A 26,248-nucleotide genomic window follows, 5' to 3' on the forward strand; every position below is an offset into this window, starting at 1 on the left:
TAGCCAGGAGCCGATCTCGACCCGAACACGGTTTTCCCACAGGACCCCCGCCGTTCGTCGCCCGGTCCTCTACACTCAGGGCAACGACACCGACCCGAGACGGTGTCCCTCCGGACAGCAGGACGACGATGCCCACACCGCTGATCGAGCGCGAGATCACCGCGCATGTATCTCTCACCACGCCCACCGGGATGCTGAACCGGGAGGCTCTCGGCTGGTCGCGCACACCGGTTCACGACACCTCGGGTATCCCCGGCCGCGGCCACTGGGGGCGCAACAAGCGGTGGGAGTACTGGAACGTGATGACGCCGTCGCACATCGTCGCCGTCACGGTCTCGTGCGTCGACTACATGGCTCTGCACGAGTTGTGGGTGCTCGATCGCGCGACCGGTGACGACATCGACACGACGGTGATCTCGCCGGGAGGGCGCAGCGCGACGCTCCCGTCGTCTCTCGGCGCGGGGCCCGCCCGCGCGCGCACGCGTCGGATCACCGTCGACATCGACGAGACCTTCGACGGAACACGCCTGCGCGCCTCCACCCCCCGCGTCTCGATCGACCTGCTGGCTGGTCGCCTGGAGGCACACGAGTCGCTCGGTGTCGTCGTGCCGTGGCGCCTCGGCGACGAGATCCCCCATTTCCAGTACACGGTCAAAGATGTGGCACGCCCGGCCACCGGAACAGTGACCGTGGACGGAGTGGCGCACGAGGTGCCGACCGGAAGCTGGGCCGTACTGGACCACGGTCGCGGGCGCTGGCCGTATCGCGTGCGCTGGAACTGGGCTGCGGCCAGCGGTGTCGTCGACGGCCGCGTCATCGGGCTGCAGCTCGGTGCGAAGTGGACCGACGGCTCGGGTGCCACGGAGAACGCGCTGCTCGTCGACGGTCGGCTGTCGAAGATCAGTGAAGAGCTCGTGTGGGATTACGACTCCGAACATTTCATGCGTCCGTGGCACGTGCACGGGACGCGCGCCGACCTCGTGTTCACCCCGTTCTACGACAAGCACTCGCACACGAACGCGCTGGTGATCTCGAGCCGGACCGATCAACTGTTCGGTGTCTGGACCGGCTGGGTGCGCGACGAGAACGGAACGCGGGTGCGCGTCGACGGCATCGAGGGATTCGCGGAGGAGGTGCTCAACCGCTGGTGATGCGCACGCCTGCAGACTGCAGCGCGCGCTGCACTCCCTTCGCCGCCGAGCGACCAGCACGATTGGCGCCGATCGTGCTCGCCGACGGCCCGTAGCCGACCAACTGCACGCGGGGGTCTGCGACCGCCGTCGTACCTCGACCGTTCCGGTCGAGCTGGATGCCCCCGGCCGCACTGCGCAGGTGCAGAGGGGCGAGGTGACTGATCGCAGGGCGGAAGCCGGTGGCCCACAGGATGACGTCGACCTGCTCGAAGCTGCCGTCTGCCCAGCGCACGCCGTCGGGTTCGATCCGTTCGAACAGGGGGCGCCGGTCGGCGTAGGCACCCAGACGCTCGGCCTCCCGCTCCTGCGGGCGGAGCATGAGTCCGGTGACGCTGACCACGCTCTCCGGAGGGAGACCGGCCGCGACGCGCTGCTCCACGAGGGCGACGGCTGCGGCTCCCGCTTCCGGCGTGAAGTCGTCATGGCGCCACACCGGTTCGCGCCGGGTCACCCACAGGGTGTCGGTGATCGGCGCCAGCGCTCCGAGAAACTGCACGGCCGACGCTCCCCCGCCCACGACGAGCACCCGCTTGCCGATGAAGTGCTCGGGCCCCGGGTAGTCCACGGTGTGCAGCTGTTCACCGACGAACGTCTCCATGCCGGGGAAGTGCGGGAGGAACGGATGCGTCCAGGTGCCGGTCGCATTCACGAGGGTGCGGGTCGTCCACTCCCCCTCACGTGCCCGCACGACGAGAAGACCCTCGTGGTCCTCGACGCGCTCGACGTGCACGGGGCGGAGCACCGGGAGTTCGTGCGTCTTCTCGTATCGCGCGAAGTATGCGGGCACGGCCTCGTTGGCGCGTGCACCGTCGCGGGGCGGCGGTGTGTCGCCGGGCAGTTCGGCGACGCCGTGCACATCGCGCATCGTCAGCGCGTTCCACCGGTGCTGCCAGGCGCCGCCGGGCTGTCCGTCGGCGTCGAGAACCACATGCGAGATACCCAGCCTCGAGAGGTGGAAGGATGCCGAGAGGCCGGCCTGCCCTGCGCCGATCACCAGACTGTCGAGGATGCTCACGCCGGTTTCAACGCCCGGCGCCGCGCGCTTGTTCCTCCCCTCCGCACTCCACTGTGACGCGCCCGGGATGCCCGCCCCGATTGGTGTTCGCGTCGATTCGTGTAGTACTCTTTTCAAGTTGCTCCGGCTGGTCCGGAACAGCGTCTGGGCCTGTGGCGCAGCTGGTAGCGCACCTGCATGGCATGCAGGGGGTCAGGGGTTCGAGTCCCCTCAGGTCCACAAAAAAAGCCCCCGGTTCTCCGGGGGCTTTCTTCGTCTCACGCGGTAGTGACCAGGAGGCATCATGACGCACACGCCCCTGGGCTACGCGGATCGTGTGCGTGCGTCGCGGGGATATCGGACGGTGAGCCAGCTCATCGCGGACGACCTCAACGTCTTCCTCGATCCTTTCTCGGCCCTCCTCTCCGCGCACGCCGAGATCGGGACCGGCAATGTGTTCTGTCCGAACGTCCGCATCGACGCCGACCCCGGCGCTCTCCTCATCGGTGACGACAACCGCTTCTTCGAGGGCACCCGAATCGAGGCGACCGGCGGCGGACTCGTGAGCATCGGCACCGACAACGAGTTCGGCCCGCATGCGGTGGCTCTGCTCGCGAACCGTTCCGATTCCGTGATCACGATCGGCAGCCGGGTGCGTCTGATCGGGAGGATCGACCTCGCCGGCGCTTCCACTCTGGGCGATGGATCGCAGATCCTCGGCGATGTCACGGCGGTGAACGTCGCGCTCACGAGCGGCGGGAGCCACCGCGACCCCGATCCTGACCTGCGCGGCGCCGTGCTCAAAGGACGAGGCCGGGCCACCGGACTCGCGCTGGCTCGCGGCCACGTCATCAATGCAGACGGTGATTTCGGCACCGCTGCCGTAGAGGCCCAATCGGTCTATCACCCTCGATCCGCCGGATGACCGCGTCGCGTCGGCTCGCTAGCGCGCGTCTGCACGAGCGTCAACCCGATTCCGACCGCACGCCCCGCGTTCTACCGTGAACCCATCTCGACGAAAGGATGCGATCATGTCGAACCCGATCATTCCCCCGGTTCCCCCGCTCCCCCATGACGACGACCCGACCGACCCGACGGGTGTGCCGACGAGGGAGGTCGACGGCGAGCGTGTTCTCGATCCGGATGTCGATGACGCGCTCGTCGACAGCGCCGAGGCCGACCGCGTCGCTGCCGGCGCGGACGAGCACGACGACGGCCCCGACGTCTGACCGCACACCCTCGCCGGCCCGCAGCGCACCGGTCGCCGCCACCCGCGCCCCGTAGACTTGCTCTCATGGCACCGGTGGCGGCGACGTGGTCCGGAAGAGGCTCATCGAGCGTCTTCCGGGGTGTGCTGTCGGGCGTGCTCCTCGTCGCCGCGGTAATCCTGGGGCTGCTGGGGATGCACACCCTGAATCTGCACGGCACTGCGGCGGCCGACACTCCGGCGGCGGCGATTTCGGCGGCGATGACCGTGTCCGAGCCGGTATCCGCGCATCACGGCACCGCAGAGGCGCAGGCGCACCCGTCCGAAGACCCGTCCGGCACGACCGCGATGTCCTGCGCAGGCTGCGGCACCGATGATCACGCCGGCATGGCGATGATGTGCGTCCTCGCGCTCCTCCTCGCCCTCGTGCTCCTCATCGCGCCCGGAGTGCTTCGCGGCTGGACGGCGATGCTCCTCCGCTCGCCCCTTCTCGAGGTCCTGGCCGCGCGGGTCCTCCCCCGCGCCCCTTCTCTGCACGTTCTCTGCATCAGTCGCACCTGAGCAGCCGTCGAGCCCGCGCTCTCGCGCCACGGCTCCAGGCCTCTCACCCTCGCGCGCCGCCGTCCGGCGTGTGCGCAACGACTATGCGTATTTGGAGAACACACCCATGAAGATTCGTGCTGCGGCAACCGCCGCACTCACCCTGTCCGCCGTTCTGCTGCTGTCCGGCTGCGCGACCGGCACCGACGACGCTTCCATGCCCGGCATGGACCACAGCTCGTCGTCACCATCGGCCGGCATGAGCGATGCCGACGTCAACGATGCCGACGTCATGTTCGCCTCGATGATGATCGTGCACCACGAGCAGGCGATCGAGATGAGCGACATCGTGCTCGGAGTGGAGGGGATCGACCCCGAGGTGGCCGAACTCGCCCAGCGGATCAAGGCCGCGCAGGGCCCGGAGATCGAACAGCTCGAGGGCTGGTTGGACGATTGGGGCATCGGCTCCGACGACCGCGACGCGAACGGGATGGACCACGGCGACGGGATGATGAGCGACGACGACCTCGCCGCGCTCCGCTCCGCCGACGGTCCCGAAGCGTCGCGCCTGTTCCTCGACCAGATGATCGTGCACCACGAGGGAGCCGTCGAGATGGCGCGGGCGGAGGTCGACGGCGGGAGCGATCCGGAAGCGATCGAACTCGCCCAGACGATCATCGACGCGCAGACCGAGGAGATCCAGGAGATGAAGGACCTCCTCTCCACCCTCTGAACCCATTTCGGGGTCGGTGTCGGCGTATCCCCGCCCACACCGGCCCCACCTCGCACGAAGGACCGTCCCCATGAACCATCCCCTCCCCTCCACCACGTCTCCCGCCTCTCCGTCGGTCTCCGCATCACGTCGACGACGGAGGCTGTCCGCGGGGCTCGCCGCGTTGGCCGTCGCCGGAATCGCCCTGTCCGGGTGCGCGCCCGCCGTCTCCCCCGCCGACGTCGACTCGGTGGCGTCGGCGCGGGACCTGCTCGCCGCGCACGACCTCGCCGGGCTCGACGTCGGCGAGGTGATCGAACGACTCGACGCGATGCCCGTGGCGGACCGCCCGGACGATCTCCTCGCATCCGTCGAACCCGACGCGCTCCTGCTGCGTGACACCAGCGGCCGGGAGAGTCGGCTGCCGATGCCCGACGACGCGGTGTACATCTCGGTCGCACCATTCCGCGAACAGACCCATGAGTGCCACTTCCACAGCCTCACGACGTGCGTCGGCGAGCTCTCCGACACCGAGATGCGCATCGTCCTCACCGCCGCCGACGGGACGGTGCTCATCGACGAGATGCGCCGCACCCACGACAACGGGTTCACCGGCGTCTGGGTGCCTCGGGGAATCGAGGCGACGCTGACCGTCGAGAGCGCCGGCCTGACGGGCACCGTGCCGCTGTCGACCACGTCACCGGACGATCGCACGTGCGTAACCGATCTGCAGCTGCTGTGATCCCGCACGTGGCCGCCTGAGCTCCGCAACGCGGCATGGAGGAAGCGCACCCCCTCGGAGATCGAGGAGGTGCGCTTCTTCGTTCGCTGTCCGTGCCGCGGGACGACTAGGTCGCCAGCAGCGGCGGCCGATGGGGGATGGAGATCGGACGTGTGGCCCTGCTCGAACCACGCATCCTCTCGACATCCTCGAGCACCTCGAATGCGGTTCCATAACGCGTGGCGAGTGGCAGGTCACGCAGCCAGGTCACCTCGACCTCGGTCTCGGCGAGTTCGTACACGCACGCGACGACATGGCGCGGGTCGTTGGGCGAGTATCGAAGGTCGTTGATCACCCATTCCGACGCCGTGATGCGATTCAGCATGAAACGCGGATCCGGAAGTTCAGACATGTGGGGCCCTCCAGGACTCTCTCTCCACAGAGAGTGCGCCACAAACCGCGCCCGGGGAAGCCCCTTGACACCACGCGCGGAGGGTGCCGTCACGGAAACCCGGGGCTACGACCCGGCGTCCACAGCCCCTGCCGAGGCCACCTGGGCCCGCCACCACGGCGTCTCGATGAAGCCGCGCTTCATGAAGACGAGCTCCATCGCCGCATTCCATCCGCGAACTCCCTTGAGGTGCGCGATGGTCCCGGTGAGGAAGTCGTGCAGGGTCTCGGTGCTCGGAAGGATGATCTCGCAATAGAGCGAGTTCTCCTCCAACGCCGCGGCGAGGAATCGCACCGACACGTGATGGGCGAGCGTCTGGGCGACGGAGGCGATCCGCGACGGTTCTACCCGCAGGATCAACAGTGTCTCGGCACTCATCCCCAGTGCCGATGCCGGCACCATCGTCACGGTGGTCAGGCATCCGGCGTTGCGCATCCGCTCGTAGCGACGGCGCACGCTGCTCTCGTTCATGTCGAGCGTGTCGCCGATCGACTGGAACGACGCACGGCCGTTGTGACGCAGCTCTTCGACGATGGCCCGGTCGGCGTCATCGAAGTGCGTGGGATCGCAAGTGTTCGGCGCGGGCATGTACGACTGCGGGTCGCTTGCAGCCTCGGCATGGGCGTCGTAGAGCTGCCGCCCCCAGTCGAAGCTCACCTTGTACGTGTGCACGACCAGGTCGCTGCGCCACCGTTCGACGCCCGGGATCGCCTGCAGATCGGTGAGGACATGCGCATACGTCGCGGAGTCGCCCGGGATGACGACCTCGGCGAACACGTCGAACTTGCCGGTCACCAAGGTCACGAAGCGCACGTAGGGCGAGCCGATCAGCGCCTGCGCGACACTCAACTGCGACCCCGGTGTGCAGTTGATGCGCACGAAGAAGGTCTCCACGTGCCCTTCGCTGCCCAGGGTCGGCACGATCCCTACACGCACCAGCCCTTCCGCCAGCAGCTGCTGGCCGCGTCGCGTGACGGTCGAGACCGATGCTCCGGCGAACTCCGCGATCGATGTCCAGCTTGCGCGCCCGTCCTGCTGCAGCGCTACGACGATCCGTCGGTCGAGGTCGTTCACTTCTCTCGTCAGGTGAACACTGCTCATCGGGTCGGCGGGTACACCCGGTGCAGGAACGTGCGCACGGTCTTCGTCCACGCCTCTGCCTCCTCGATCTGCGGGGAGTGCCCCGATTTCTCGAACACCACCATCTCGGAGTCCGGGATGAGATCGGCGATCGTCTGGCTACACGATACTGGCGTGATCCAGTCCGTCCGGCCCACGGTGATGAGTGTCGGCACACCGATCTCGTGCAGCCGTGGCTTGAGGTCATAATTCGGGAGGTTCACCGAGAAGGCGTAGTTGTGCGCGCGGTAGCGGTACGGCGTGGCCTGCACCTTGCGCTCGGTCGCCTCCGGATCGTAGACGAAGTCGTACAGAGGCAGGATCTCGCGCCAGCAGTCCTTGAGGTCTTCGTCGTCGTGGACCTGTCCCACGTCGATGCGATCGAACTTCTCCATGTCGATCGTCACGCGGTCGGAGGCGAGCGCGTTCTCGCGAGCCAGATGGGCGTTGGAGTTGTCCGGCGAAGTGTCGCGCAGCACGATGGCCGCCACCCGCTCCGGGTATCGCAGCGCGTACTCCATGGCCATGAAGCCGCCGTACGAGCCCCCCGCCATCACGATCTTCTCGGCGCCGATCCATTCCCGCAGACCATCGATGTCCGCCGCCCACTGCTCGTGGCTGTAGACGCCTTCCCCGTCGCTCTGGCCGCTCCCGCGCGCATCGAACACCACGACGCGGTACTCGTCGGCCAGGCGCCCGAAGCTGGCACGCGGTTCCGCACGGGAACCGAGACCAGGAGCACCGTGGTGGGTGATGATGACGGGCGCCCCCTCAGGACCGAGCACCTCGACGGCCAGGTGGTTGCCGTAGATCTCGACCCACTCGTGGGTGCTGGTGGCTGCGGCGAACTCCGGCGATACCGGCGGTGTCGATGTCATGTTCTCTTCTCTCTCTCGGATTCCGGGGCGTCAGAGCGCGATGGTGCAGTCGTCGAGACTGCGGGGGTAGGTGGTCAGAGGTTCGGCGCCGGTGTCCGTCACGAGCATGCTGTCGCTGATGCGGTACCCCGCGTGCTGTGGGACGTAGATGCCCGGCTCGTTCGAGACGACCATGCCCGCCTCCAGCAGCGTCGCATCGCCGTCTTCCAGCCAGGGCGCCTCGTGCATGCCGAGACCGATTCCGTGTCCTTGACGATGCCGGATGAACGCGCCGAGTCCGGCACCGCGGATCACGTCGAGACAGAGGCGGTTGGCTTCGCGACACTCGAGCCCGGCGCGGATGGTCTCACGCCCGAGCTGCTGCGCCGCGTTGATCGTGTCGTGGTAGCGCCGCTGCTCCGCCGTGGGCTCGCCCAGCACGAAGGTGCGCTCGCCCTCGATGAAGCGACCGCCCACCGCGCAGCCCAACGACAGCATGAAGGTGTCGCCGGCTTTGAGGCGGTTCACCGACGGGAGCCCGTGTGGGAAGGCGGAGTTCGCGCCGGAGTAGACCAGCCCGCCGGCGAGCAGGGAGGCCACCACCACGTTGCGGTGCTCTGCGTACATGATGCCGGTACCCGTCGCCGTGACGTGACGCTCGAGCTCGGCCTCGGTGGGGAGCTCTCCCCCGGCTGCGACGGCCTCGACCACCAGCGAAACCCCGGCCTCGAGCATCCGATCCGTCACGCGGGCGGCCTCGCGGTGCAGGGTCACCTCCTCGGGGAACTTCACGAAACGGGCGCGGGTCAACAGATCCGAGGCGACGAGATCGGCTCCGGGCATCGCCTCCCTCGCCGCCGAGAGACGGGAGAACGGCATGGACGACGCGAACCCGACCCGCCCCCGCGGCGAGACCGCGCGAGCCAGAGCCTCGAACGGTGCAACGACTCCGGGGAACTCGAAGAACGCCACCAGTTCTGCCCTCGCGGACTGCGACTCTGCGTACTCGCGTTCCAGTTCGGGCAACAGCATCACCACCCTGCCGTTCGCCTCGATCCAGATCGCCACCGGACGCTCGGAAGGGTGGTGGAAGAAGCCGGTGAGGTACGCGATGTCCTCCGGATGGTCGGTGAGGAAGGCGTCGAAGCCCTGCGCCCCCATCCGGTCGCGGACACCGGTCTGCACGCGATCGAAGAACTCGGGCGCGAGCCGCTGGTCGAACTCGGTCATCTCCGGCTCCTATCGGGCGAGGTGGCGCGGGTTGCGCGCATCGTTGTAGGCGATCGACAACAGGGTCGCGGACAGCACCAGGATGAGGATCGCGATCGAGGGGAACAGCGTCAGCCACCAGGCACTGACCATCGCGCCGGCCTGCTGCGCCTCGTAGAGGATGCGACCCCAGGACCAGGTCGTCGGGTCGCCGAGGCCGAGGAAGGCGAGTCCGGCGGCCGAGAGCACGGCCCGCGAGGCGGTCACGACCACGGACACCACGACCACCGGCGTGACGGCGGGGAGGACGTGTTTCGTGATGATCCAGACCGGAGAGGTGGTCATCAGGCGCGAGGCATCGACATAGGGCAGCCCGACCACGGTCAGCGCCTGCGAGCGCACGAGACGGGTGACCTCCGGCCAGGAGAACGCGGCGACCACGAAGATGATCGTCGACGTGCTCGGCCCCACGAGCGCGGCGATCAGGATCATGAGCGGGAGCACCGGCAGCGAGAGCGTCATGTCGACGATCACGCTGATAAAGCTGTCGAGCTTGCGGAAGTAGGCGCCGAGAACAGCGATGATCGTGCCGAAGACGATCGCGATCAGCGAGGCGGCCACCGCGACGAGCACACTCTGCTGCGTTCCCCAGATCACCTCGGAGAAGACATCGCGGCCCAGTGCGTCGGTACCGAACCAGTGGTCGCCGCTCGGCGGACGCAGGACGTCCGGTCCGTAGCTGGCGGGATAGGGCGCGATCAGCGGCGCCGCGAGAGCCACGATCACCAGCAGGATCAGCAGCCCGAGCGAGATCATGCCGAGCGGGTCCCGGCGGAAAGCGCGCCAGGTGTGCGCGCTCGCCCGCTCGCTGCCGGCGGCGGTCGGCTCGCTCGGAGCGAGGGTCTCTGAGGCGGGCATCGGAGCGGTCATGAGGTCTTCACTCTCGGGTCCAGGTAGCCGTAGATGATGTCGGTGATCGTGTTGGCGACCACGACGGTGATGGCGAGCATGAGGAAGGCGCCCTGCAGCACGGGGAAGTCGAGCTGTGTGACGGCCTCGTAGATCCCGCGCCCGATGCCCGGATAGGCGAACACGGTCTCGGTGAGTACTGCACCGCCGACCAGGAATCCGAGTTGCAGGCCGATCAGGGTCGTGGTGGGGAGCAGGGCGTTGCGCAGGGCGTGCTTCCAGAGGATGCGGCTGCCACGGATGCCGTTCGCCTTCGCCAGGAGGATGTAGTCCTCGCCGAGCGTCTCGATCAGCGTCGAACGCATCGTGAGCACGTAGGAGCCGACCTGGATGAGCATGAGCGACACCGCCGGGAGGACGAGGTGCTGCGCGACGCTGAGGTACCACTCGAAGCCGTAGGTGTTGTTGGTGTAGGCACCTCCGATCGGGAACCATCCGAGGTTCAACCCGAACACGAAGAGCAGGAGGATGGCGACGCTCGGGACGAACAGGGACTGCCCCGTCACGCCGACCACCTGCACCGCCCTGTCGATGAAGCGCCCCTTGTGGGACGCAGCCGCGACGCCGAGTGGAACGCCGATGAGGATCGTGAGCACCAGTGCCGTGATCGTCAGGAGAAGGGTCCACGGCAGCCGCTGCATGAGGACATCGGTGACCGGGATCGACTGCGTGAACGAGATGCCGAGGTTGCCCTGCAGCAGCTGCCACATGTAGAGCCCGTATTGCACGATCAGGGGCTGGTCCAGCCCGTACTGCTCGAGGATGGTCGCCCGGATGTCGTCCGTCATGTTCGGACTCGCCAGCGCCAGGGCCGGGTCGCCGGGAAGCAGACGCAGGAGCAGGAACGTCACGGTCACGGCGAACCAGATCGTGAGCAGACCTCGACCCACGCGACGGAGAATGAACGATGCTCGGGACACCCGGGCGACCTTCCTCGAGATTTCAGTGGTTGTTACTCGACCGGGTGCGCGCTCGCGAGCGAGAGCGGGTTCACGATCGAGAGCAGCTCGCTCGGCTTCGAGATGAAGCCGGCCCATTCGTCGCTGGCCGCGAAGAACAGGTTCTGCGTGTACATGATGTTGTCGTAGACCTGCTCGTGCACGATCTTGTTCGCCTCGCGCATGATCGAGATCTTCTCGTCCTCGTCGAACGTCACCATGCCCTCCTCGATCAGCGCGTTCAGGTCGGCGTCGTCGACATGGGTGTAGTTGATCGCACCGCCGGGAAGGTACGACAGCGAGAAGTTCGTCACCGGATCGTCCATGATCGCGAAGTTGCCCGCGTAGATGTCGTAGTCGCCCTCGCTGGTCATCGAGAGGTATGTGTTGCGCTCGGTGCCCTGCAGCTCGATCGTGATGCCGGCCTCCGCCGCGCTGTCCTTCACCATCTGCGCCCATTGGCTGGTCACGCTGTCCTGCAGCGAGTAGATCAGCCGGAACGAGACGGGGAAATTCCCGTTCGCGTCTGCCGTGTAACCGGCCTTCTCCATGAGGGAGCGCGACTTCTCGGGATCGAACTCGTACTCCTTCACCGACTTGTCGTAGTACTTCGCGAGCACTGGCATCAGAGCGCTGGAACCTGTCGAGACGGCCTGCCCCTGCAGCACGACGGTGCGGATCGCGTCATAGTCGACCGCATGGGCCAGAGCCTGTCGCACCTCGGTCTTCGCGAGGTCGGGCTTGTCCATGTTGTAGACCAGGTGCGCGTAGCCGAGCCCGGGCGCCTCGACGACCTGGAGGCCGTCGGTGCTGCTGAGCTGCTCGACCTGTGCGGGTGGCAGCGCATTCGCGATCACGTCGATCTCGCCGCTCTGCAGCGCCAGGATCTCGGTGTTCACGTCCGGGTACACGCGGTACACGACCTCGGCGGGCCCGGGGACGCCGCCCTTGACGAGCGGGTAGTCCTCGACGCGCTTCAGCGTGTAGTGCTGACCGACCTGGAAGTCGCTCATGATGAACGGCCCCATGCCCACCCAGCCTCCGGCGCTGCCGTCGTTCGCGAACTCGGCGATCGACCCCTGCGGCTCGAACACGTGCTTCGGAACGACGACGCCCCAGAAGCCGATCTCTTCGACGATCGAGGAGTCGGGCTGGGTGAGGGCGAGCTCGACGCGGGTTTCCGACACCGCGGTCGCGGTGTCGAGGTTGCCCAGCTGCCCGTAGAACGTGCCGGGAGCCTGATCGCGCTTGACGGCGTTCAGCGTCCAGGCGACGTCCTCGGCGGTGAGGGGCTCACCATCGCTCCAGGTGAGATCGTCGCGGATCTCGTAGAAGCCGGTGGTGTCGTCCACGTAGCCCCAGTCGGTGGCCACGTGGGCTTCCTTGGTGCCGTCGTCGCTGATGCTCAGCAGATGCGGATACATCAGGTTCGTGATCCACGAGTCCGTGCGGCTGTTGCCGAGGACCGGATTGAAGTTCACGACATCTGTCGTCGTGCCGATGCTGATCGTCTCGTCGCTGGGGCCGGTGGAGCCGGATGACTCCCCCGGTTCCGGCGCGGACGGGGCGCACGCGGCGAGGCCGACGGCGAGAGCCGCGGCCGCACCGAGGGCGAGGAACTTGCTGTACTTCATCAGACCCAAACCTCCTCGAGTACGCGCATGGTGTTCCCTCCGACGACGGCGCGAATCTCGTCGTCGGAGTAGTCCTGCTTCACGAGCCAGCCGATGATGTTGTAGAAGGCCTCGGCCGGGTTCTCGATACCGTCGACGTACGGCTGCTTCTCGTAGTCGACGTTCGCATGTGCCTGCCCGAGCGACAGGTTCGACGAGAACGCGTCGTGCAGGCCGACGTGATCGCCGAACAGCGTGTCAGGACCGAAGCTGACGTGCTCGAGTCCCACCAGGTCCACGCAGTACTGGAAGTGGTCCATGACCGATTCCAGGGAGTGCTTCGGGTGCTGGGGGGAGATCGTCGTGTGAGGGGCGGCCTCGATTCCGATCACGCCGCCGCGCTTGGCGCATTCGATGATCGTCTCATCCGTCTTCATGCGGTTCGTCGGCCACAGGCCGCGCGCACCGGCGTGCGTGATGAATACCGGCTTGGTCGAGTGGGCGATCACATCGAGACAGGTCTGGTCACCGGAGTGGGAGATGTCGATCGCGATGCCGAGCTTGTTCATACGCTCGACCGCGCGCTCGCCGAAGTAGGTCAACCCGCCGTCTCCGCGCTCTTTGAGACCGCCGCCGAGCATGTTCGCCTCGGAGTATGCGATGCCCATCTGCCGCACGCCGAAGCCGTACAGGACGTCGAGGCGGTCGACCTCGTTCTCGATCATGGTCGAGGCTTCGAGCGCGAAGATGTGCGCGACCCGTCCGGTCTCGGCGGCGTGACGGATGTCCTTGATCGACTCGGCCTTGATCACGTAGTCCTGGTGTGCGAGGTCGGCCATGCGCACGCCGAGGTCGAACAGCACGTCCTGGTACTTCCAGCCGGCATCGCTCGAGATGCAGCAGGTGCCATCCATGCCGTTGTCGAACACGGCGGTCAACCCGGAGCGGGCGAGGCCCTGGTAGCCGGTGGGTTCGCGGCCCTGGCGGATGTGGTCGCGCAGCTCGCCCATGTCCTCGGGAAAGACCTGCACGTGCTCGTGCAGGGAGATCACGGTCTCTTCGCGAAGCAGACGTTCGGTGCGTTCCTGCTGCGCGGCACTGAGCCCGAGGTCGTAGGCCGGCACACGGCCGATCTGCTTGGCGTAGCGGAACTCGCGGTAGTCCTTGCCGGCTTCCAGGTAGTCGTACGCGGTGTAGCCGGTGTACCGGCCAGCTTGTTCGAGCACGGATGCGCTCCTTCGGTTCGATGATGCGGGTGCCCTCCCGGTCGACGAGCGGGAGATTCCTCGAATCTGGAGGATTTCGGCGCAGATGTCAACCATTGTGATTATCTTCGGCTGAAATGTTTCCTGTTCGAAACAATTCAGAACAAAGAAGCTGGCATGATGGCATCCATGGAGAACACATCCGCCCCCCGGAACGCCGTCGTCCTGGACGTCAAGGGACTCACCGTCACCCTCACCGGCGATGGACGCCGCAGCCGCGTGGTCGACGGCATCGATCTCGCCGTTCGCCGCGGCGAAGTCTTCGCGCTGCTCGGCGAATCAGGCTCGGGCAAGTCGATGACCGCCCGCGCGATCATGGGTCTGATCAACGAAGGAGACGTCGAGGCGGAGACGATGTCACTGAGCGGAACCGACCTCCTCGCCCTCTCCCCCGAGCAGCATCGACGCCTGCGAGGCGTGCGCGTCAGCCTGGTCATGCAAGATGCCCTTTCCGCGTTGAACCCGGTCCTCAGCATCGGCGACCAGATCATCGACCTCATCCGCGCTCATGGCAGCATCGGCCGCCGAGCCGCCGAAGCGCGCGCGGTCGAGCTGCTGACCCTCGTCGGTATCCCCACCCCCGACAAGCGCGTGCACGACTATCCGCACCAGTTCTCCGGCGGTCAGCGCCAGCGCATCCTGATCGCCATGGCGATCGCGCTGGATCCTGATCTCATCATCGCGGATGAGCCGACCACCGCGCTCGATGTGACGGTGCAGGCGCAGATCCTCGACCTGCTGCTGTCCCTGCGCGACCGGCTGGGCATGGGAATCCTGCTCATCACGCATGATCTGGGCGTGGTGATGGAGGTCGCCGATCAGGTCGCCGTCATGCGCTCTGGCCGCATCGTGGAGTCAGGGCCCGCCGACGAGGTGCTCACGAAGCCGCAGCACGCTTACACCATGCGTCTGCTGAACTCCATGCCGCGAGATGTGAGCGCCGCCGCGGAGAACGACGGGACGGTGCCCATCCTCGAAGGCCGCGGCCTGAAGCGCACGTTCCGTTCCGGGAGCGGGCGACGAGCGCACCGAGTCGCCGCCGTCGCGGGTGTCGATCTCGAGCTCCGCCAGGGCGAGATCCTGGCGATCGTCGGCGAATCGGGCAGCGGCAAATCGACGCTGGCGCGGATGCTGGTCGGACTCGACTCACCCGATGCCGGCACCCTGCGCTACCGCGATCAGGACGTGACGCGCGGTCGGCTCCGCGACCGGAAGATCCTGCGTCGTGGCGTGCAGATGGTCTTCCAGGACCCGTATATGTCGTTGAACCCGCGGATGACCGTGCAGCAGATCATCTCCGAACCGCTCGCCGCGACCCACTCCGGAACGCCGGCGACGCGACGGGAGCGCGTCGCCGAGCTGCTCGATCTCGTCGGCCTCACCCCCGAGATGGGCTCGCGCTTCCCGCACCAGTTCTCGGGCGGCCAGCGCCAGCGCATCGGCATCGCCAGGGCGCTCGCGCTCGATCCGGACGTTCTGGTGTGCGACGAGCCTGTCTCGGCGCTCGACGTGTCGATCCGCGCACAGATCATCGACCTGCTGTGCGACCTGCGCGAGCGGCTGGGCATGTCGATCGTCTTCATCGCGCACGACCTGTCCCTCGTGCGTCACATCGCCGATCGCGTGGCGGTCATGTACCTGGGGAACATGGTCGAGATCGGGGAGACGGAAGACGTTTACCGCCACCCCGAACATCCCTATACGCGGTCGCTGCTGTCCGCGATTCCGCCGCAGACGCGCGCGGAGCGCGGCATGCTCGCACGCCGAACGCGTGTGACCGCCTGACCGTCCGGTACGACGAGGCCGGATCAGCGACCCGGCCGCACCGTGAGGTCGGTGATCTCCGCGTCTCGCGGAAGATCGAGGGCGGTGAGGATGGTCGTGACGACGGCGTCGGGGGTGATGAAGCGACCGGCGTCGTAGTCCTGCCCCTCCTGCTGGTGCACACGCTCCTGCATCGGGGTGGCGGTGCGACCCGGGTAGATCGACGTCACGCGCACGCCGTGCGGCGCCTCCTCGGCCCGCAACGCATCGGCGAGGGCCCGGAGACCGTGCTTCGACGCCGCATATGCCGCCCACCCGGCGTTGGCACGCAGTCCCGCCCCCGAGTTCACGAATACGACCTGCCCTTGCGACACGCGCAGAACGGGCAGCAGAAGGCGCGTGAGCTCGGCAGGAGCCACGAGGTTCACGGCCAGCTGCTGTTCCCACAACGCGGGAGCGAGGTCGGCCACGTCACCGAGGTCGACGACCCCGGCGACGTGCACGAGCGAGTCGATCCGGTCGGGCAGGTGCTGCTTCGACAGCGCCCACGACAGACGACCCGGCTGAGCCAGATCAGCGACCAGGACGGATGCTCCCGGAAGGCTCTCTGCGATCTGCCTGGCGCGTCCGGCGTCGCGGGCAAGCACCACCACGTCATCGCCACGGTCCAGCAGACGGCGCGCGAGGACTGCACCGATGCCGGAACCCGCACCGGTGATCAGGTGCGTGGGCATGTCAGCTCGGGTCTGTGGTGGCGGGCTCTGCCACGTCGATCGGAACGACGGGGCAGTCCTTCCACAGTCGCTCGAGGCCGTAGTAAACGCGCTCCTCCTGATGGAAGACGTGCACGATCAGGTCGCCGAAGTCGAGGAGCACCCATCGGGCCTCCGCGCGCCCCTCGCGCCGTACGCGCTTGTGGCCCGACTCGATCAGCCGGTCCTCGATCTCATCGGCGATGGCGGCGACGTTGCGCTCGCTGTTTCCGGTGACGAGCAGGAAGATGTCGACGAGCGGAAGAGGCTCGGACACGTTCAGTGCGACGAGATCTTCACCGCCCTTGTCGATGGCGGCTTGTGCTGCGAGACGCAGCATCTCTTCGGCAGTTTCAGGTGATTGCATCAGAACACATTCGTGGTGATGGCGATGATGACGACGACACCGACAGCGAGGGCGAGGCCTCCGGCGACGATCGCCAGGGTGATCATCAGCCGGTTGCCCTTCTCGGGCGCCGGCGGACGGATCACCTCGCCGGCGGGCTTGATGGTGCTGACCGCCGAGCTGGCGGCGATCGGCGTAGGCGACGACGCGGGGGGAAGCTCGCCGTCGATGAGAACTGCGTCGACGTCCTTGCCGTCGGTGGTTCCCAGGGCGTGGCCCTGCGAGCCCATGCCCTGAGGCAGTTCATAAGACCCGGTGACGAGGATCTCACCGGTGGAGGCGACAGGGCCGGAGAGCGAGCCCTCTCCCGGGGACGGCGTGAAGATCAGGGCGTTCGGTGCGGAGTGCTGCGACCCGGTCGAGTCACCGACGGAGAGCAGCTCGTCGAACGACGGGCGGAAGGGGGTGTGCGGGTCGGGAGCATCGGCGAGGATCCCCTCACCGAACGCGGGGTTGACGGTGGGGCGGGCTGCGGCGTCGTCATCGTCATCATCGGCGTCACCGACATCTGCCAGCACGTCGTCACCGTCGGCCTCGGAGTCACCGGTGCTCTCGGCCGGAAGGCCCAGAGCCGAAGCCACGTCAACATCGTCCTCGTCGGACTCGTCACCGGCACCATCGACGGACTCCAGCGGAACATCTCCCACGGAATCCGCGACGACGGATGCACGCACGGGAGCGACGGCGACCTCGTCATCGACGTCATCATCGTCGGCGTCGCCCGGCTCTTCGTTCCGTGTGAAGTTCGGGACCCCCGACACGATCTCCGCGGGGTCGTGCGTCGCGGCGGACTCCTCGTCGGTCGGTTCCGCCGGCGCGTCGGGGGCTGGCTGCTCGACCTCCGCCTCTTCGGACTGCTCTCCGGCGATCACGGGCACCGAGGCCGTGCGCACCTTCTCGAGCTCGCGCGCCTGGCGGCGCGTCAACGGCGCATCGCCGCTGACGTCGTCAGGCACGGAAGTCGGCGCGGGCGGGATCTCCACGGGCTCGGCGGCACGGGGCAGCGGCGGTGCGGGCGGTGCCGCCTCAGCCGCCGCGGCAGCCTCCTCGCTGGAGATGACCGGGGTCGAACCCGTCAATCGAATCTCCCGCAGCTGCTTTCGCGTCAGCGGACCCTGCTCCTGCTGATCCGATGTACTCATGCCTTGCTCCGATACAGATGATGCTTCGCGATGTACTGAACGACCCCATCAGGGACCAGATACCAGACCGGCTGATCGTCGCGAACGCGTTCACGGCAGTCCGTCGACGAGATCGACAGCGCCGGCACTTCCAGTTGGCTGACGTTGTCGCTCGGGAGGCCGTCTGTGCTCAGGACATGTCCAGGGCGTGAGACCGCGACGAAGTGGGCCAACTCCCACAACTCATCATGGTCCCTCCAACTGAGAATTTGCGCTACGGCGTCGGCTCCGGTGATGAAGAAGAGGTCGGCATCCGGTCGATCACGCTTCAGGTCGCGCAGTGTGTCGATCGTGTAGGTGGGGCCCTCGCGGTCGATGTCGACCCGGCTCACCGTGAACTGCGGGTTCGAGGCGGTGGCGATGACCGTCATGAGGTAGCGGTGCTCGCTCGGCGAGACTCCCGACTTCTGCCACGGGTGGCCGGTCGGCACGAAGACGACCTCGTCGAGCCCGAAGGAGTTCGCGACCTCGCTGGCTGCGACGAGGTGGCCGTGATGGATGGGGTCGAACGTACCGCCCATCACGCCGATGCGCGGGGGGCGCGGGGTCGCAGCGTCATTCATGGGGGCCTAGTGGCCGTGTCCCGCCTCGTGGCCGTCCTTGCCGTGCTGCGCTGCCCATGCCTCGGCCTTCGCCGAGTGACGGTTGGCGACGTTCTTGTACGAGAAGGTCACCAGCCCGAGGAAGGCGAACACGACCGCAGCGATGGCTCCGAAGATCACCGTTTCGAGCGCGACGTTGCCGTGGTGCTCGGTTTCGGCAGCGGCCATCGCGATCTGTGCGACGAGGTTCATCCTGACTCCGTTTCGTGGCGTGCTGTTCGGGATCCTGTGAGGTACAGCGTCCCCCAGTCTAGCCCTCAGCCGCGGGTCTGCCCCGACCCACGCGCGAGCCATTTCGTGCTGGTCAACTCGGACAGCCCCATGGGCCCGCGAGCGTGCAGCTTCTGGGTCGAGATGCCGACCTCCGCGCCGAATCCGAATTCGCCGCCGTCGGTGAAGCGCGTCGACGTGTTCACCATCACGACGGCGGAATCCACCTCGGCGAGGAAGCGTTCCGCGTTGCGCGAGTCGGTCGTGATGATCGACTCCGTGTGTCCCGTGCTGTAGCGACGAATATGGTCGAGGGCCTCGTCGAGGGAGTCGACGACCTTGATCGCGATGTCGAGACTCAGATACTCGGTCTCCCAGTCCTCCTCGACCGCCGGGATCACGTTCGACACCATGCCGGCGACCATGTCGTCACCGTGGATCGCGACGCCCTCACTCTGCAGAGCGCTGGCCACGAGCGGGATCAGACGCGGAGCCGCCTGACGATGCACCAGCACCGTCTCCACCGCGTTGCACACGCTGGGGCGCTGCACCTTGGCGTTCACGACGATGTCGCTCGCCCAATCGTCCGGGGCCGTCTCGTCGAGGAAGATGTGGACGTTGCCCGCTCCGGTCTCGATGACGGGCACGGTCGACTCCGTGACGACGGCTTCGATGAGACCGGCACTCCCCCGTGGCACCAGCACATCGATGAAGCCGCGACCGTGCATGAGCGCCTTCGCGCCCGCGCGACCGAAGTCGTCGACGGTCTGGATCGCCTCGCTCGTGAGTCCAACGCTCTCCACCGCCCGCCGCATGACGTCGACGAGCACGGTGTTCGACTCGCGCGCGGCACTCCCCCCGCGCAGCACGACGGCATTGCCCGCACGCAGCGCGAGCGCGGCGATGTCGACCGTCACGTTCGGCCGGGCTTCGTAGATCGCGCCGACCACTCCGAACGGCACGCGCACCTGCTCGAGGGCGACACCGTTGGGCATCCTGTGCCCGCCGACGACGCGGCCGACCGGGTCGGCGAGGGCCGCGACTTCGCGCACAGCGGCGGCAAGGGCCGCCACGCGCTTCTCGTCGAGACGCAGCCGGTCGATGAGCGACTCCCCGATGCCCTCGTCACGCCCACGGACGATGTCGCGGGCGTTCGCCTCGATGATGCGCGGCGCGGCGTCGAGAAGGGCGACGGCGATCGCTTCGAGCACCCGCGCCTTGTCGTCGCTCGTGAGCGCGGCAGCGGCGCGGGAGGCCTCTTTGGCGCGCTCCAGGCGCACCTGTGGGGTCTGGTCGGTCATCCGCCCAGTTTATGAGGTGGCCGGCTCGAACCAGGTTCCTATTTCCGCACCGGCGAGGGCCTGTTCGACGAGGTCGGCGCTGGTGACCAGGACGCCGATGCCGGATGCCGCCGCGAGACGCGCGGCCGAGACCTTCGTGGCCGCTCCTCCCGTGCCGACGCTGTTGACGACGGTCGCCCCGAACTCGAGGCCGGTCAGGTCGGCATCGGGAGCCACGACATCGATCGGTTCGGCGCCGGGGTCCGTCGGAGGTCGCGTGTACAGCGATTCGATATCGCTGAGAAGGATGAGCGCGTCGGCTTCGATCAGCTGGGCGACGAGCGCGCCGAGCCGGTCGTTGTCGCCGAAGCGGATCTCCTGCGTCGCGACGGTGTCGTTCTCGTTCACGATCGGCAGGGTGCGAAGCCCGAGCAGCCGCTCCATCGCGCGACGGGCGTTGGAGCGCGATGTCGGGTTCTCGAGGTCGCCGGTGGTGAGGAGCACCTGCCCCGCGACGATATCGAAGGGACGAAGCGACTCCTGGTAGCGATACATCAGGATGTTCTGACCAACGGCCGCCGCGGCCTGCTGGGTCGCGAGGTCGGTCGGGCGGGCGTCGAGCCGCAGGAACGGGATTCCGGACGCGATCGCACCAGACGACACCAGGACCACCTCGGCTCCGCGTGCATGCGCCGCGGCCAGAGCTTCGACGATGACGGGGATCCGCCACGACGAGTCTCCGCTGATCGAGGAAGATCCGACTTTGACGACGATGCGGGACGCGGTGGCCAGATCCGCGCGTGTGCGTGCTGTCACTCGCCGTCCTCGCGGTACGCGGCGAGACGCTGCGTCTCCACCTCGGCGCGAGCCTCGGCCTTGGCATCCATGCGCTCGTAGTACTGCTCGCGTCGCTCCGACGTCGTCCGGCGCGAATTCGGTGCCAGACGGGGGTCGGTCCCCCGAGGCGCGCTCATCAACTCTGCCGCCGAGGTCATGGTGGGCTCCCAGTCGAAGACGATGCTGTCGCCCTCGCCGATCACGACGGTCGATCCCTGCACCGCACCGAGGCGGAAGAGCTCGTCCTCGACGCCGAGCTTCTCGAGACGATCGGCGAGATACCCGACGGCTTCTTCGTTCTGGAAGTCGGTCTGCTGCACCCAGCGCACCGGCTTCTCGCCCATGATGCGATAGACGTTGCCGTAGGTGCCGCCCTCGACCCGGATGGTGAAGTCCTTCTTGGAGCCTCGCGGGCGGATGACGACGCGCTCCGGCGGCGTCTCGAGCGCGGCCTCGGCACGGGCCTTCTCGACCAGCTCGCCCAGCGCGAAGGTGAGGGGACGCAGACCCTCGTGCGAGACCGTGGAGATCTCGAACACCCGGAAGCCGCGAGCCTCGAGATCGGGACGCACGAGCTCAGCGAGGTCGCGTGCCTCGGGGACGTCGATCTTGTTCAGAGCGATGAACTGCGGGCGCTCGAGGAGCGGCGTCTGTCCCTCGGGCACCTCGTAGGCGCCGAGTTCCGCGAGGATGACGTCGAGGTCGGAGATCGGGTCGCGACCGGGCTCCAGAGTCGCGCAGTCAAGAACGTGCAACAGCGCCGAGCAGCGCTCGACATGACGGAGGAACTCGAGACCGAGTCCTCGGCCCTCGCTCGCACCCTCGATGAGACCGGGTACGTCGGCGACCGTGTAGCGGAAGTCGCCGACCTGCACCACGCCGAGGTTCGGATGGAGGGTCGTGAACGGGTAGTCGGCGATCTTGGGGCGGGCGGCGGAGATCGCGCCGATCAGGCTCGACTTGCCGGCCGACGGGTACCCCACGAGGGCGATGTCGGCCACGGTCTTCAGCTCGAGGACGATGTCGCCCTCGTGGCCGGGAGTGCCGAGCAACGCGAAGCCGGGAGCCTTGCGCTTCGGAGTGGCGAGGGCGGCATTGCCGAGCCCACCCATACCGCCCTTGGCCACGACGAACCGCTCGCCGGGGATGATCATGTCGATGAGGACGTCGCCCGCGGTGTTCTTCACCACCGTGCCGACCGGGACGGGCAGCTCGAGCGTCTCGCCGAGGAACCCGGAGCGGTGGTCGCCCATGCCCGGCCCGCCGTTGCCGGAGGAACGGTGCGGCGAGTGGTGGTACGAGAGCAGCGTGCCGGTCTGCGGGTCGGCGACGAGCACGACATCGCCGCCGTCACCACCGTTGCCGCCGTCGGGGCCACCGAGCGGCTTGAACTTCTCGCGGTGCACGGAGACGCAGCCGTTGCCGCCCTTACCCGCACGCAGGTGCAGTGTGACGGTGTCGACGAACGTGACCATTTGCTAGTCCTCAGGGTTGCTGTGCGTTTTCGGAGGGTAGATACACGGACGGGGCGAGCCGAAGCCCGCCCCGAACCGGATATCTAGTGTCGCGCTGTGATCACTCAGCTGCGGCGACGATGTTGACGACCTTGCGGCCGCCCTTCGCGCCGAACTGGACCGCACCGGCGGCCAGAGCGAACAGCGTGTCGTCGCCACCACGACCGACGTTGACGCCGGGGTGGAAGTGCGTGCCGCGCTGGCGAACGATGATCTCGCCGGCGAGGACCTGCTGACCGCCGAAGCGCTTCACGCCGAGGCGCTGAGCGTTGGAGTCACGACCGTTACGGGTTGAGCTTGCGCCCTTTTTGTGTGCCATGTCCTAGTCCCCTCGGGCTTACTTGATGCCGGTGATCTTGACGCGCGTGAGCTCCTGGCGGTGGCCCTGACGCTTCTTGTAGCCGGTCTTGTTCTTGTACTTCTGGATGATGATCTTCGGGCCGCGGAGGTTGCCGATGACCTCTGCCGTGACCTTGACCTTCGCCAGCGAGTCAGCGTCGGTGGTCACCGTGGCGCCGTCGACGAGCAGCACGGCGGCCAGCTCGATCTTCTCGCCCTGGGCAGCCTTGACACGGTCGAGCTGAACGATCGTGCCGACCTCGACCTTCTCCTGCCGCCCACCGGCGCGCACTACTGCGTAAACCACTTCATACCTGTTTCGTTGGGGAGCTCGCGGCTCCGAGATCTCACGGGAAGACTGTTGCTTGCATGCGCCGCAGAACGGCGGGCGCGAACGCAAGACTCTCCGCTTCGACCGACGAGGACGACGCGGCATACGCACCAAGGGACTACTTTACCGGATGCGGGTCGGTGTCGCAAAGCGGCGCGGCTCCGAGGCGTCTCACATTCCGCTTCCGGCCCTGCCCTGTCGAGGCGGTCGTAGGCTGACCGGGTGACCGTACTCGTCGACGAACCCCTCTGGCCCGCCCACGGACGCCTCTGGGCGCACCTGGTCAGCGATGAGAGCCTCGACGAGCTGCACGTGTTCGCGCGCGCGAACGACGTCCCCGCACGTGCGTTCGACCTCGACCACTACGACGTGCCGGAGGAGATCATCCCCCGGCTCGTCGCCGCCGGCGCTCACCACGTGCAGGGCAAGGAACTGGTGCGCCGGCTGATCGCCTCAGGACTCCGAATCCGCAGCCGCGACCGGCGCTGACGGCTCGTTGTTCACCGAGACGGGAGTGCCGGTGAGCGCAGCAGTGCTCACCCGACGGCGTCCTCGCCCCTGACCGGGAGCTTTCGGCTCCGGAAGAGCGTCGAGGACCGAGTCGAGGAGCTGCTCGGCGGGAGACTTCGGCCCCTTGCGGTCGCCGCGCTTCTTGCGGGCCTTCTTCGGACGTTCGGCGGCCGCGGGCGCCTCAGCCGCGACATCGGCCGACTCGACTGCGGGCGCGCCATCCGCCGCCGGGGCGATGGTGGAGGCGGCGATCTGCGCGAGGGCCGATTTCGCGCCCTCGGTGATGCTGTGGGTGACCGGAGGAGCGGAGGGAGCACTCTGGCTCTGTCCGCTCCCGCTGCCGCCGTTGCCGCGCTGACGACGACCGCTCTGTCCGTTGCCGCCGTTGCTGCCGCCGCCGTTGCTGCTGGAGCGGTGCTTCACCACGGGGTCGTGGTGCACGATGACACCGCGACCGGCGCAGACCTCGCACGCCTCGCTGAAGGTCTCGAGCAGGCCGAGACCGAGCTTCTTGCGCGTCATCTGCACCAGACCGAGCGAGGTGACCTCTGCCACCTGGTGCTTCGTGCGGTCGCGGCTCAGGCACTCGATCAGTCGACGCAGCACGAGGTCGCGGTTCGACTCGAGCACCATGTCGATGAAGTCGACGACGATGATGCCGCCGATGTCGCGCAGACGCAGCTGGCGGACGATCTCCTCCGCCGCCTCGAGGTTGTTCTTGGTGACGGTCTCCTCGAGGTTTCCGCCGGAGCCGACGAACTTGCCGGTGTTGACGTCGACGACCGTCATGGCCTCGGTGCGGTCGATCACGAGCGAGCCGCCGGAGGGCAGCCATACCTTGCGGTCGAGAGCCTTCTCGATCTGCTCCGTGATACGGAATGCATCGAACGGATCGGTCTCGTCCTCGTAGGCCTCGACGCGCTCGAGGAGGTCGGGGGCGACGCTCTCCAGGTAGGCCCGGATGGTCTGCTGCGCGTCCTCGCCCTGGATGAGCATCTTCGTGAAGTCTTCGTTGAAGACGTCCCGGACGATCTTGACGAGCAGGTCGGGTTCGGCGTGCAGGAGCGCGGGCGCCTGCTGGTTCTCGACCTGCTTCTGGATGTGCTCCCACTGCGACGTCAGGCGCTGCACGTCACGCGTGAGCTGGTCCTCGGTCGCACCCTCTGCCGCGGTGCGGACGATCACGCCGGAGGACTCCGGCAGCACCTCTTTGAGGATGCGCTTGAGGCGCGCCCGCTCGTTGTCGGGGAGCTTGCGGCTGATGCCGTTCATCGACCCGCCAGGCACGTAGACCAGGTAGCGGCCGGGAAGCGAGATCTGGCTCGTGAGTCGGGCACCCTTGTGTCCGACGGGGTCCTTCGTGACCTGCACGAGAACACGGTCGCCGGGCTTGAGGGCCAGCTCGATGCGACGCGGCTGGTTGCCGGTCTCGACGCCGTCCCAGTCGACCTCACCGGAGTAGAGCACGGCGTTGCGCCCGCGCCCGATGTCGACGAAAGCGGCCTCCATGCTGGGGAGGACGTTCTGCACGCGCCCCAGGTAGACGTTTCCGATGAGCGACGCGTCCTGGTTGCGGGCGACGTAGTGCTCGACGAGCACGCCGTCCTCGAGGACGCCGATCTGGGTGCGGCCGTTCTTGGACCGGACGACCATCTTGCGGTCGACGGACTCACGGCGAGCGAGGAACTCGGCCTCGGTGACGACAGGGCGACGACGGCCGGCATCACGACCGTCGCGGCGACGCTGCTTCTTCGCCTCGAGACGGGTCGATCCCTTGATCGCCTTCGGCTCGGTGATGTACTCGACGACGCGCTGACGCTGACGCGGCTCTTCGCGCTGGTCGTCACCCTCGGAACCGCCCCGGCGACGACGACCGCGGCCTCGGCCGGCTGCATCGTCCTGCGGCTGGTCGCGCTCGGCGATGCGGTCGAAGATGCGCTCGCGACCCGGACGTGCGGGCAGCGGCACGATCTCCGGCGCATAGAAGTGCAGTTGCGTGGAGACCTGGGAGACGAACACCTCAGGGAGCAGACCGAGCGACACGGCGGTCACCGGTGCCGGAGCCTCGGGAGCAGAAGGAGCCTCTTCGACCGCGGGGGCATCGTCCGCAGCGGGAGCTTCGTCCGCGACGGGAGCTTCGTCCGTAGCCGGCTCTTCGTCAGCGGCCTCGTTCTCCGCCTCCGATTTCGCCTCGGCGACGGCCTCTGCGATCGACTCGGCCGCAGCAGCGGCGTCGTCGGCAGCCGCAGCAGCGTCATCCGCCGCCGCGTAACCGGCTGCGACGTCATCGGCGGCCGCGTCCTCGGCCACCTCAGCAGCCTCAGCCACTTCAGCAGCCTCGGCGGCTTCCGCAGCAGTGGACGGCTCTTCGCCCTCGCCCGAAGACCCCGCGCGGTCGTCCGCGCCGGGAGCCGTGGGCTCCGTCAGCTCTCCCGCGGCGTCAGCCGGGAAGTCGAGGGTAGGGGCGTTGTTGTCATTGTTCTCATCGGCCATCTCTGGCTTACTCCCTGCACGGGACACTCGGTGTTCCGTGAAATCTCATGCGGTACCCGCAGGTGCCGCGAACTCACTCGGTCTGCGACCGGCTCATAGCTCTGATCGCGTGGGGCATTGGACCCCGAAGTCTGCTCGACGCGTGTCGCGGCAACGCCGTTCATCGCATCACAGGCCATTATCGCACCAAGTGGCTCCGTTCGCGGCATCCCGTCATCCGGGCCGGACATTTCTCCGGCCT

28 protein-coding genes and 1 tRNA gene are annotated in these 26,248 nt (G+C 67.5%); 9 read left to right on the forward strand and 20 right to left on the reverse strand.

Annotation, left to right across the window (positions count from 1 at the left end; all coding sequences use genetic code 11):
• Nucleotides 1-128 precede the first annotated feature (128 nt).
• Nucleotides 129-1,151 (forward strand): DUF2804 domain-containing protein, encoded by a 1,023-nt coding sequence (locus ACLFA2_RS01205; RefSeq protein ID WP_426621902.1) that lies wholly within the window; start codon nucleotides 129-131, stop codon nucleotides 1,149-1,151.
• On the opposite strand, the gene ACLFA2_RS01210 is transcribed toward ACLFA2_RS01205, so the two are convergent.
• Nucleotides 1,138-2,208 (reverse strand): NAD(P)-binding domain-containing protein, encoded by a 1,071-nt coding sequence (locus ACLFA2_RS01210; protein ID WP_426621903.1) that lies wholly within the window; start codon nucleotides 2,206-2,208, stop codon nucleotides 1,138-1,140. The genes ACLFA2_RS01205 and ACLFA2_RS01210 overlap by 14 nt on opposite strands.
• A gap of 146 nt (nucleotides 2,209-2,354) precedes the next feature.
• Here ACLFA2_RS01210 and ACLFA2_RS01215 point away from each other — a divergent pair.
• The 6 genes from ACLFA2_RS01215 to ACLFA2_RS01240 all read left to right on the forward strand — a co-directional run bounded on the left by ACLFA2_RS01215 (nucleotide 2,355) and on the right by ACLFA2_RS01240 (nucleotide 5,388).
• Nucleotides 2,355-2,427: transfer RNA gene (locus tag ACLFA2_RS01215), tRNA-Ala, on the forward strand.
• Nucleotides 2,428-2,491: 64 nt separating this feature from the next.
• A complete protein-coding gene (locus ACLFA2_RS01220) occupies nucleotides 2,492-3,112 on the forward strand; it encodes a hypothetical protein (RefSeq protein ID WP_426621904.1) in 621 nt (206 codons plus the stop codon).
• Between the two features lie 106 nt (nucleotides 3,113-3,218).
• On the forward strand, nucleotides 3,219-3,416 hold the full coding sequence (locus ACLFA2_RS01225) for a hypothetical protein (protein WP_029264977.1): 198 nt from the start codon (nucleotides 3,219-3,221) through the stop codon (nucleotides 3,414-3,416).
• Between the two features lie 65 nt (nucleotides 3,417-3,481).
• Nucleotides 3,482-3,955, forward strand: a complete 474-nt coding sequence (locus ACLFA2_RS01230) for a DUF6153 family protein (RefSeq protein WP_167253933.1) — start codon at nucleotides 3,482-3,484, stop codon at nucleotides 3,953-3,955.
• A gap of 106 nt (nucleotides 3,956-4,061) precedes the next feature.
• Complete coding sequence (locus ACLFA2_RS01235) at nucleotides 4,062-4,667, forward strand: DUF305 domain-containing protein (protein WP_029260183.1); 606 nt, start codon at nucleotides 4,062-4,064, stop codon at nucleotides 4,665-4,667.
• A gap of 70 nt (nucleotides 4,668-4,737) precedes the next feature.
• Complete coding sequence (locus tag ACLFA2_RS01240) at nucleotides 4,738-5,388, forward strand: CueP family metal-binding protein (protein ID WP_167253929.1); 651 nt, start codon at nucleotides 4,738-4,740, stop codon at nucleotides 5,386-5,388.
• A 106-nt stretch (nucleotides 5,389-5,494) separates the two neighbouring features.
• On the opposite strand, the gene ACLFA2_RS01245 is transcribed toward ACLFA2_RS01240, so the two are convergent.
• From ACLFA2_RS01245 to ACLFA2_RS01280, 8 genes are all read right to left on the reverse strand, one after another.
• Nucleotides 5,495-5,779, reverse strand: a complete 285-nt coding sequence (locus ACLFA2_RS01245; RefSeq protein WP_021198535.1) for a hypothetical protein — start codon at nucleotides 5,777-5,779, stop codon at nucleotides 5,495-5,497.
• Nucleotides 5,780-5,884: 105 nt separating this feature from the next.
• Nucleotides 5,885-6,892, reverse strand: a complete 1,008-nt coding sequence (locus ACLFA2_RS01250) for an Lrp/AsnC family transcriptional regulator (protein ID WP_021198534.1) — start codon at nucleotides 6,890-6,892, stop codon at nucleotides 5,885-5,887.
• 23 nt (nucleotides 6,893-6,915) lie between these two features.
• A complete protein-coding gene (locus tag ACLFA2_RS01255) occupies nucleotides 6,916-7,815 on the reverse strand; it encodes an alpha/beta fold hydrolase (protein WP_426621905.1) in 900 nt (299 codons plus the stop codon).
• Nucleotides 7,816-7,845: 30 nt separating this feature from the next.
• Nucleotides 7,846-9,024: a M24 family metallopeptidase gene (locus ACLFA2_RS01260; protein ID WP_021198532.1), complete on the reverse strand. Its 1,179-nt coding sequence runs from the start codon at nucleotides 9,022-9,024 to the stop codon at nucleotides 7,846-7,848.
• Between the two features lie 9 nt (nucleotides 9,025-9,033).
• The gene (locus ACLFA2_RS01265) at nucleotides 9,034-9,933 is read right to left on the reverse strand and encodes an ABC transporter permease (RefSeq protein WP_021198531.1); all 900 of its coding nucleotides are present in this window, start codon (nucleotides 9,931-9,933) and stop codon (nucleotides 9,034-9,036) included.
• Entirely contained in the window at nucleotides 9,930-10,862 is a 933-nt protein-coding gene (locus tag ACLFA2_RS01270; RefSeq protein ID WP_231479809.1) for an ABC transporter permease, read from the reverse strand. The genes ACLFA2_RS01265 and ACLFA2_RS01270 overlap by 4 nt, the downstream gene beginning before the upstream one ends.
• A 62-nt stretch (nucleotides 10,863-10,924) precedes the next feature.
• Nucleotides 10,925-12,544: an ABC transporter substrate-binding protein gene (locus ACLFA2_RS01275; protein ID WP_021198529.1), complete on the reverse strand. Its 1,620-nt coding sequence runs from the start codon at nucleotides 12,542-12,544 to the stop codon at nucleotides 10,925-10,927.
• Nucleotides 12,544-13,749 (reverse strand): dipeptidase, encoded by a 1,206-nt coding sequence (locus tag ACLFA2_RS01280; protein ID WP_426621906.1) that lies wholly within the window; start codon nucleotides 13,747-13,749, stop codon nucleotides 12,544-12,546. The genes ACLFA2_RS01275 and ACLFA2_RS01280 overlap by 1 nt, the downstream gene beginning before the upstream one ends.
• 168 nt (nucleotides 13,750-13,917) lie before the next feature.
• On the opposite strand from ACLFA2_RS01280, the gene ACLFA2_RS01285 reads away from it, so the two are divergent.
• A complete protein-coding gene (locus ACLFA2_RS01285) occupies nucleotides 13,918-15,573 on the forward strand; it encodes a dipeptide ABC transporter ATP-binding protein (RefSeq protein WP_426621907.1) in 1,656 nt (551 codons plus the stop codon).
• 23 nt (nucleotides 15,574-15,596) lie between these two features.
• Here the strand turns inward: ACLFA2_RS01285 and ACLFA2_RS01290 are convergent, their stop codons facing one another.
• The 10 genes from ACLFA2_RS01290 to rplU all read right to left on the reverse strand — a co-directional run bounded on the left by ACLFA2_RS01290 (nucleotide 15,597) and on the right by rplU (nucleotide 22,980).
• Nucleotides 15,597-16,286 carry an SDR family oxidoreductase gene (locus ACLFA2_RS01290; RefSeq protein WP_029260175.1) on the reverse strand — a complete coding sequence of 230 codons (690 nt, stop codon included), beginning with the start codon at nucleotides 16,284-16,286 and terminating at the stop codon, nucleotides 15,597-15,599.
• A 1-nt stretch (nucleotide 16,287) separates the two neighbouring features.
• Nucleotides 16,288-16,671: a ribosome silencing factor gene (rsfS, locus tag ACLFA2_RS01295; RefSeq protein ID WP_029260174.1), complete on the reverse strand. Its 384-nt coding sequence runs from the start codon at nucleotides 16,669-16,671 to the stop codon at nucleotides 16,288-16,290.
• Nucleotides 16,671-17,852, reverse strand: coding sequence for a hypothetical protein (locus ACLFA2_RS01300; protein ID WP_167253927.1), 1,182 nt, complete (start codon nucleotides 17,850-17,852; stop codon nucleotides 16,671-16,673). Before ACLFA2_RS01300 ends, rsfS begins: the two co-directional genes overlap by 1 nt.
• On the reverse strand, nucleotides 17,849-18,454 hold the full coding sequence (gene nadD, locus ACLFA2_RS01305; RefSeq protein WP_167253925.1) for a nicotinate-nucleotide adenylyltransferase: 606 nt from the start codon (nucleotides 18,452-18,454) through the stop codon (nucleotides 17,849-17,851). Before nadD ends, ACLFA2_RS01300 begins: the two co-directional genes overlap by 4 nt.
• Nucleotides 18,455-18,460: 6 nt before the next feature.
• Complete coding sequence (locus tag ACLFA2_RS01310; RefSeq protein WP_021198522.1) at nucleotides 18,461-18,685, reverse strand: hypothetical protein; 225 nt, start codon at nucleotides 18,683-18,685, stop codon at nucleotides 18,461-18,463.
• A 65-nt stretch (nucleotides 18,686-18,750) separates the two neighbouring features.
• Nucleotides 18,751-20,004 (reverse strand): glutamate-5-semialdehyde dehydrogenase, encoded by a 1,254-nt coding sequence (locus tag ACLFA2_RS01315; RefSeq protein ID WP_426621908.1) that lies wholly within the window; start codon nucleotides 20,002-20,004, stop codon nucleotides 18,751-18,753.
• A 9-nt stretch (nucleotides 20,005-20,013) separates the two neighbouring features.
• Nucleotides 20,014-20,799, reverse strand: coding sequence for a glutamate 5-kinase (gene proB / locus ACLFA2_RS01320; RefSeq protein ID WP_021198520.1), 786 nt, complete (start codon nucleotides 20,797-20,799; stop codon nucleotides 20,014-20,016).
• Complete coding sequence (obgE, locus tag ACLFA2_RS01325) at nucleotides 20,796-22,295, reverse strand: GTPase ObgE (RefSeq protein WP_029260171.1); 1,500 nt, start codon at nucleotides 22,293-22,295, stop codon at nucleotides 20,796-20,798. The genes proB and obgE overlap by 4 nt, the downstream gene beginning before the upstream one ends.
• 100 nt (nucleotides 22,296-22,395) lie before the next feature.
• Nucleotides 22,396-22,653, reverse strand: coding sequence for a 50S ribosomal protein L27 (gene rpmA / locus ACLFA2_RS01330; RefSeq protein WP_028501603.1), 258 nt, complete (start codon nucleotides 22,651-22,653; stop codon nucleotides 22,396-22,398).
• A gap of 18 nt (nucleotides 22,654-22,671) precedes the next feature.
• On the reverse strand, nucleotides 22,672-22,980 hold the full coding sequence (rplU, locus tag ACLFA2_RS01335) for a 50S ribosomal protein L21 (RefSeq protein ID WP_028501602.1): 309 nt from the start codon (nucleotides 22,978-22,980) through the stop codon (nucleotides 22,672-22,674).
• Nucleotides 22,981-23,226: 246 nt separating this feature from the next.
• Between rplU and ACLFA2_RS01340 the strand changes: the two genes are divergently transcribed.
• Nucleotides 23,227-23,493, forward strand: a complete 267-nt coding sequence (locus ACLFA2_RS01340; RefSeq protein ID WP_021198518.1) for a DUF4031 domain-containing protein — start codon at nucleotides 23,227-23,229, stop codon at nucleotides 23,491-23,493.
• Here the strand turns inward: ACLFA2_RS01340 and ACLFA2_RS01345 are convergent.
• On the reverse strand, nucleotides 23,458-26,007 hold the full coding sequence (locus ACLFA2_RS01345) for an Rne/Rng family ribonuclease (protein WP_208323551.1): 2,550 nt from the start codon (nucleotides 26,005-26,007) through the stop codon (nucleotides 23,458-23,460). The genes ACLFA2_RS01340 and ACLFA2_RS01345 overlap by 36 nt on opposite strands.
• Nucleotides 26,008-26,248: the final 241 nt, after the last annotated feature.

It is taken from the genome of Microbacterium sp. As-52 (assembly GCF_049949185.1).
In the GTDB taxonomy this organism is placed as follows: domain Bacteria; phylum Actinomycetota; class Actinomycetes; order Actinomycetales; family Microbacteriaceae; genus Microbacterium; species Microbacterium maritypicum_A.